The 6,398-nt window shown below is 59.3% G+C and carries 6 protein-coding genes; all 6 read right to left on the bottom strand.

Translation table 11 applies throughout. The annotated features are described in order from the left end of the window. On the bottom strand, positions 1 to 915 hold a 915-nt coding region (locus ASH01S_RS16960), incomplete at its 3' end, for a heme o synthase (protein ID WP_083517310.1). A 24-nt stretch (positions 916 to 939) separates the two neighbouring features. Then, complete coding sequence (locus ASH01S_RS16955) at positions 940 to 1,275, bottom strand: cytochrome C oxidase subunit IV family protein (protein WP_067929624.1); 336 nt, start codon at positions 1,273 to 1,275, stop codon at positions 940 to 942. Between the two features lies 1 nt (position 1,276). Further along, positions 1,277 to 1,909 carry a cytochrome (ubi)quinol oxidase subunit III gene (locus ASH01S_RS16950; RefSeq protein ID WP_067929623.1) on the bottom strand — a complete coding sequence of 211 codons (633 nt, stop codon included), beginning with the start codon at positions 1,907 to 1,909 and terminating at the stop codon, positions 1,277 to 1,279. Positions 1,910 to 1,912: 3 nt separating this feature from the next. Then, on the bottom strand, positions 1,913 to 3,883 hold the full coding sequence (locus tag ASH01S_RS16945; RefSeq protein ID WP_067929622.1) for a cbb3-type cytochrome c oxidase subunit I: 1,971 nt from the start codon (positions 3,881 to 3,883) through the stop codon (positions 1,913 to 1,915). Between the two features lie 94 nt (positions 3,884 to 3,977). Beyond that, positions 3,978 to 4,898 carry a ubiquinol oxidase subunit II gene (locus ASH01S_RS16940; protein ID WP_157067218.1) on the bottom strand — a complete coding sequence of 307 codons (921 nt, stop codon included), beginning with the start codon at positions 4,896 to 4,898 and terminating at the stop codon, positions 3,978 to 3,980. A 793-nt stretch (positions 4,899 to 5,691) separates the two neighbouring features. Further along, the coding region (locus ASH01S_RS16935) for a cytochrome P450 (protein ID WP_157067217.1) at positions 5,692 to 6,398 on the bottom strand (707 nt) is incomplete at its 5' end.

Genomic DNA, 6,398 nt, shown 5'->3' with positions numbered 1-6,398 from the left:
CGTCAGCGCGGCCGCGGCCAACGCCAGAAACACCACGGGCAGGTAGACGAGCGAAAGCAAGAACGTGCGCCGCGCCCACTGCGCCGGCTGAGTCTGCGTCCGCCAGAGCATCACGTGCGCTGCCAGGAATGCGGCTCCACAGGCAAGAGCCACCGCTTCATACGGCCAGGGATGGCTCAGCGCAGCGTACGGCAACGCCGAGACAGCAATCAGCAAACAAGTGTACCCAATCATCTGGATAATCGTCGCTTTTGCCCCGCGCACCGCCGGCATCATCGGGATGCCCGCGGTGGCATAGTCGCCGTTGCGGTACAGGGCGAGCCCCCAGAAATGGGAGGGCGTCCAGAGAAAGACGATGCCGAACATCACCCAGGCCGGCCAGTCGAGGTGTCCGGTCACCGCCGCCCAACCGACAAGCGGGGGAAAAGCGCCGGCACCGCCACCCACGACGATGTTCTGCGGGGTGCTGCGTTTCAGTCCCATCGTATAGACCACGGCGTAATAGACATAGCCGGCGGCGGCCAGGAGCGCAGACAGACCGTTGACCATGGCACCCAGCCAAGCCACTCCCGCCGCGCCGAGCGCCAGCCCGAGCAGCAGCGCGTGCCGCGCCGGCACCACACCCTGGGGCAGTGGCCGGTTCGCCGTGCGCTTCATGATGCCGTCGATGTCCCGGTCGTACCACATGTTGACGGCCGCCGATCCGCCCGCTGTCAACGCCAGCCCGACGAGCGCGGCCAGTGCCAGCCGTGGCTCGGGCCACCGCTGGCCGGCCCAGACCATCGCGCAAAACTCGGTGAACAGGAGCAGCGCCAAAATCCGCGGCTTCGTCAGCTCCACGTAGGCGCGAAGCCGCTCGGTTGCACCAGGCAGCGCGCGAATTTGCCCCGCGTCGGCGGCTACCCGCGACGTCATCACAAGCCATACCCCCCATCCGGCTCAGGCCACCATGTAGTGGAAAGACATGGCCCACAGAGAACCTGCCACAAAGACCACAGTGAATAGGAACGCCATCGCGATCGCCAGCGAATGCACCGGCGGCCCATCTCCTTTGGTGATGTGCATGAAGAGGAACAACTGAACCCCTATTTGCAACACCGCCAGGGCCAACAGGATGAGGACGAGCGGGCCGCCATGCAGGCTGTGGGCAAACACAGCCCACAGCGCCGCCAGCGTCAACACGACGGACAGCACGTACCCCAGCACGTACTGACCGATGCCGTGCTGCGGCTTGCCCACCTGGACAGGCTTGCCCATCTCCACGTGCGCTTGCATCTCACATCACCATCCCCGTCAGGTAAACCACCGTGAAGATAAACACCCAGACCACATCGAGGAAGTGCCAGTACAGCCCGACGTTGAACACCTTGCGCGCCGTCTGCGGCGTGATGCCCCAGCGCAGCACCTGAACCAGGATGGCCGCCATCCAGACGATGCCCAGCGACACGTGGCATCCGTGCGTCCCGACGAGCGTGAAGAACGCCGAGAGGAAGGCGCTCCTCGACATCGTGGCGCCAATGTGCACGTCGTGGATGAACTCCTGCACCTCCAAGCCGACGAAGGCGAGACCCAGCAGCATGGTGATGAACAACCAGACGGCCACCGACTTAGCGCGTTGGCGCTGCATCTCGTAGGTAGCGATGCCGCCGGTGAAACTGCTGGTGAGCAGAATGAATGTCTCCGCCACAAACCCGGGCACGTCAAACAGGGTGCGCGCCGTCGGCCCGCCGGCCGTGTGCGTGTGCAGGAGCACGTACGTCGCAAACAGGCAGGCAAACAGCAGCATATCGGTGGCCAGGAACAGCCAGAAACCGAAGATCTTGATCGACTCGCTGGGTTGGCTGTACTCGATGGTCTTCGCCTCGGCGCTCCCGTGCGCCCGCGGGCGCTCCAGCGTCATGATGGACATCGTTCACAACCTCCCGGACAGCGCCTCAGTGCGACGAATCTCATCCGCGCTGAGGTCGTGTTCGTCGTGCAGTTCAAACGAGCGAGCCAACAGACAGACCGCGACACCCAGGAGCGCCAGGGCAGCCAGGACGTACCACTCGAACACGAAGCCCAGCCCCGCGAAGAAGAAGCAGACGCCGAGCAGAAACGGACGCGCGCTGTTGTTGGGCATGTGGATGGGGCGGATATCGCTGGCCGCCGTCCGCAGTTCCCCAGTCCGGCCCTGTTCCTTCAGCGTCGCCCACATATCGCGGTCGGTGACGTGCGGGATGACAGCAAAGTTGTAGTGCGGCACCGGCGACGGCAGCGACCACTCCAATGTGCGAGCATCCCAGATGTCCCCGGTCACGTCGCGCTTGCCGTACTTGATGCTGTATAGCACCTGCACAACGATGAACAGGAAGCCAAGTCCCATGATGTAGGCGCCAATCGTGGAGATGAAGTTGAGCGTTCCCCAACCGAGATCGGCCGGATAGGTGTACATACGGCGCTGCATGCCCATCAACCCGAGGGCGTACTGCGGCATGAAGCAGACGTAAAAGCCGATGTTGAACAGCCAAAACGCCCAGCGGCCAATTCGTTCATCCAGCTGGAAGCCAAACATTTTCGGCCACCAGTAGTACATGCCGGCCAGCATCCCGAAGACGACGCCGCCGATGAGCGCCTGGTGGAAGTGGGCAACCAGGAAGTAGCTGTTGTGGTACTGGTAGTCGGCCGGTGCGGCCGCCAGCATGACGCCCGTAGCCCCCGCAACCGCGAAGCAGACGATGAACGCCAGCGTCCACAGCATCGGCAGGGTCAGGCGAATCCGCCCGCGATACATGGTGAATAGCCAGTTGAACATCTTGACACCCGTGGGGATGCCCACGGCCATCGTCGAGACCGCGAAGAAGCTGTTCACGTCTGGACCCGCGCCCATGGTGAAGAAGTGGTGCACCCAGGTCACATCGCCGACGACGGTGATGGCCATGAGCGAGGCCACCATCGATTTGTAGCCGAAGATCTCCTTGCGGGAGAAGGTGGCCACCACTTCCGAGTAGACGCCGAACGCCACCAGGACGACGATGTACACCTCCGGGTGACCCCAGACCCAGAACAGGTTGATGAACATCATCGGGTTGCCGCCCTGCGCAATCGTGAAGAAGTGGGCGCCAAACAGGCGGTCAAACAGGAGCAGCGCCAACGCGACATTGAGCGCCGGGAACACCGTCAGGATGACGATGCTCGAGGCGAGTACGGCCCACGAGAACAGCGGCACCTTCATCATCGTCATGCCCGGAGCCCGCATCTTCAGGATGGTGGCGATGAAGTTGATGCCCGTGCCCAGCGTCCCAATACCGGAAATCAGCAACGACACCAGGTAGTAATTCTCGCCCGGTCCTTTGTCAAAGCCAAGCTCCGTCAACGGTGGATAACTGGTCCAGCCCGCATCGGGCGATCCGCCAAACACAAAGGAGATGTTGAACAAAAACGCGGCAAAAAAGAACAGCCAGAAGCTGATGGCGTTCAAGTATGGAAACGCCACATCGCGGGCGCCGATTTGCAGCGGCACGGCGATGTTGAACAAGGCAAAGATGAACGGCATGGCCATGAACAAAATCATGATGGTGCCGTGCGTCGTAAAGATCTGGTTGTAATGCTCGGCATCCAGAAAATGATTGTTCGGCTCCGCCAACTGCGTGCGTATGAGCAGGGCGTCGACCCCGCCGCGAAAGAACATCAAGAGCGCACAGACCAGGTACATGATGCCGATTTTCTTGTGGTCCACCGTGGTCAACCACTCGCGCCACAGCCACTTCCACTTCTTCAAGTAGGTCAAGGCGAAGACAATACCGATGATGGTCAAGAGGATGAGCACGTCTGAACCCCAAATCAGCGGCCCCTCGCGCCACATCAGGTAGGTATCGCCAAAGTGGCGTATTGCCTCCCACATCTCTCGTTCACGCTCCTTCTGGTTCCAATCTCGGCCCTTCGTCCCGTCTCCTCACGGGGTTCGTGGCTTGCGCTGGTCGCGTTCCCCACTGCTGTTACATACCGTCCGACATGGCCTTGTCCGGCTTGCCACCCGGTACGTCGTTGAACATGCCCGGCATGTACTGGCCGCCGTCCGCCCACACCGTGGCGTTGAACAGCCCCTTCGGGAACGCAGAGTAGGTGGCCTCACCCATGACGCTCGGTTTCTTCAACTTCGCATACCCTGCCTGCGTCAGAGCCGGGTAAGACTGTTTGGCTTGGTTCACCCAGCTGTTGAAGTCTTCGTCACCGACTGCCACCACGCGGAACTGGTCATGAGCAAACCCTTCGCCGGTAAAGTTGGCGCCGTGACCGTAGTAGGTGCCTGCCTCGTCCGCCTGCAACCATAGCCGCATCGACATCCCCGGCATCGTGTACTCCTGGCCGCCGAGTTGCGGCACCCAGAAAGAGTTCATCGGTGCGTCCGAGGTGAGTTCAAACTGCACCGGCACCCCCGTTGGAATCTTGCAGTAGTTCACCGTCGCCACGTGCTGATCCGGGTACAGGAAGAGCCACTTCCAATCGAGCGACACCACCTCCACCGTCAGCGGCTTCACGTTGTTCTCCGGAGGCTTGACGAGTGCGTACGTGGTTCTCACAGTCGCCGCACCGAGAATCCCGACCACCACAATGGGTATCCCCCACCAGATGAATTCGAGGACTTTGCTGCTGGCCCAGTGGGGTTGATACGGCGCCTTGTTGTCCGGCTTGTCTCGGTACCGCCAGACGATGTAGAGCATGAGCAAGATCACGGGCACAATAACAATGAGTACGAGCACCGTCGAGAGCACTATCAGGTGCAATTCCTGCCAGCCCACGGGTCCGACCGGATGGAGCACCATGTACTCGGGGCTGCAGCCCGCCAGGAGCACGGCCATGGCCACCGCAAGCAGACCGACCTGCCCTGCCCGACGACGCGTCTTGCGCCGGTCCATTCTCTCCTCCCCTTTCCCAACACAGGTGTGATGGAAATCAGATACTGACGAGCATCGTTGCCGCCTCGCCCAACCTGTCGAGGCCGCTACACAGTCATCGTAGTAGCTGACACCCTCTCCCATAAGCCACAAAACGCGCATTTTGCGGCGCACAAGGGGACCAAGCGGATTGGTGCATCCGCTTTGCGTGGTCGGACTAGTACAAAGGAAAGGGGTAAGACAGACCGATGCATGTTTGAACTCTTCATTCTTGGTGAAATTCTTGGCGCCTTGCGGCAGATCCGTTGGGGAACCCTGTACTCGGTGTTACGCCGCATGGAGACCGAATTCGGAGGCGTGGTCGAAGAAGAGGTAGGCAAGGAAGTCAGAAATCTTGTTCGCGGAAACAGGATGACAGTACCGTTCCATTATGGGTGCGGCCATTGCGAGTGCTGTCTCAAAGGGATTCCTAACCTTTTGAAGTCGCTATCATATGCGGTACGGTTCTGGATTCGACGGAGGATATGCCGAGGACGTGTTGGTCAAAAATGCAGATTTCCATTTCATTCGCCTTCCCAAAAACGTGGACGGCCTGACAGCGGCCGCCATCGGCTGCCGGGTCATGGGGGACTATCCTCCAAGGTTCAAACCAGTATCCCCGGTTACGTTACTCTACGTTATGCATGTTCAAGAGGGAGACCCTCACTCTACCAGTCATCGCATGGAACTCGGTGAGAGGACTGTGTCCTTCACCCTATCGTACTTACCCCTCAATACACAGATTCACCCTCAGACAAGTCGAACTGCCCTGGGATCATTTTGGTTGAATATTACTCATTACAAATCCGCTTTCAGGCAATGTCGGCATTTTTGCCAGACTATAACTGAAATCCTGAGCCGGGACCTCAAACTCAATCTTGTTGACTAAGAAATCCAGGCTCGCTTTCATGATTTCGACGGTAATGCCCTCGCCCGGGCAACGGTGCCCCTTGACAGGGTCACCTCCACCTTGGGGAATGAAATCAAATAAGCCGCCCTTCCATTCCTTAAACCGTTCGGGCCGGAATTCATTTGGGTTTTCCCAGAGTCGCGAATCGTGATTTGTACCGTATAGGTCAAGCAGTACGAGCGTTCCCTTTTTGAATTCGCACTGATTCCAAACGAAATCCTTTCGTACCCTGGCACCCAAGAACGGGGCAAACGGGTAGTGCCGACGAACTTCTTGCACAAACATTTCCAAATAATTTCTTCCACCTGACTGCAGATTCTTCTTACACTCGGGATGCTCGTGCAGCGCTAGGGCGGCAAAGGTTATGAAGGTCGCAATAGCGACAATCGGCCGCAAAACGTTGATAAGTTCTACCGCAGCAATTTGGGTATCCAGCTGGCTACCATCAAGCTCCTCTCTCAGAGAAAGTAGGTTTTTCTCCGTTTTTCTCGCCCGATCGCACGATTTCGCATTTGACCGTTCCGTACCCGGACTGCAAAATGTGTCATGAGAGCGGACTGACCCGTTTGAGC

It is taken from the genome of Alicyclobacillus shizuokensis NBRC 103103 (assembly GCF_001552255.1).
In the GTDB taxonomy this organism is placed as follows: domain Bacteria; phylum Bacillota; class Bacilli; order Alicyclobacillales; family Alicyclobacillaceae; genus Alicyclobacillus_G; species Alicyclobacillus_G shizuokensis.
Note: the sequence above shows the minus strand (reverse complement) of the source record. Positions and strands in the feature narration are given on the sequence as shown.

Excerpts from the sequence above, each read along its gene's own strand:
- ASH01S_RS16955 (WP_067929624.1), bottom strand. The coding sequence starts at position 1,275 with ATGCAAGCGCACGTGGAGATGGGCAAGCCTGTCCAGGTGGGCAAGCCG.
- ASH01S_RS16950 (WP_067929623.1), bottom strand. The coding sequence starts at position 1,909 with ATGTCCATCATGACGCTGGAGCGCCCGCGGGCGCACGGGAGCGCCGAG.
- ASH01S_RS16945 (WP_067929622.1), bottom strand. The coding sequence starts at position 3,883 with ATGTGGGAGGCAATACGCCACTTTGGCGATACCTACCTGATGTGGCGC.
- ASH01S_RS16940 (WP_157067218.1), bottom strand. The coding sequence starts at position 4,898 with ATGGACCGGCGCAAGACGCGTCGTCGGGCAGGGCAGGTCGGTCTGCTT.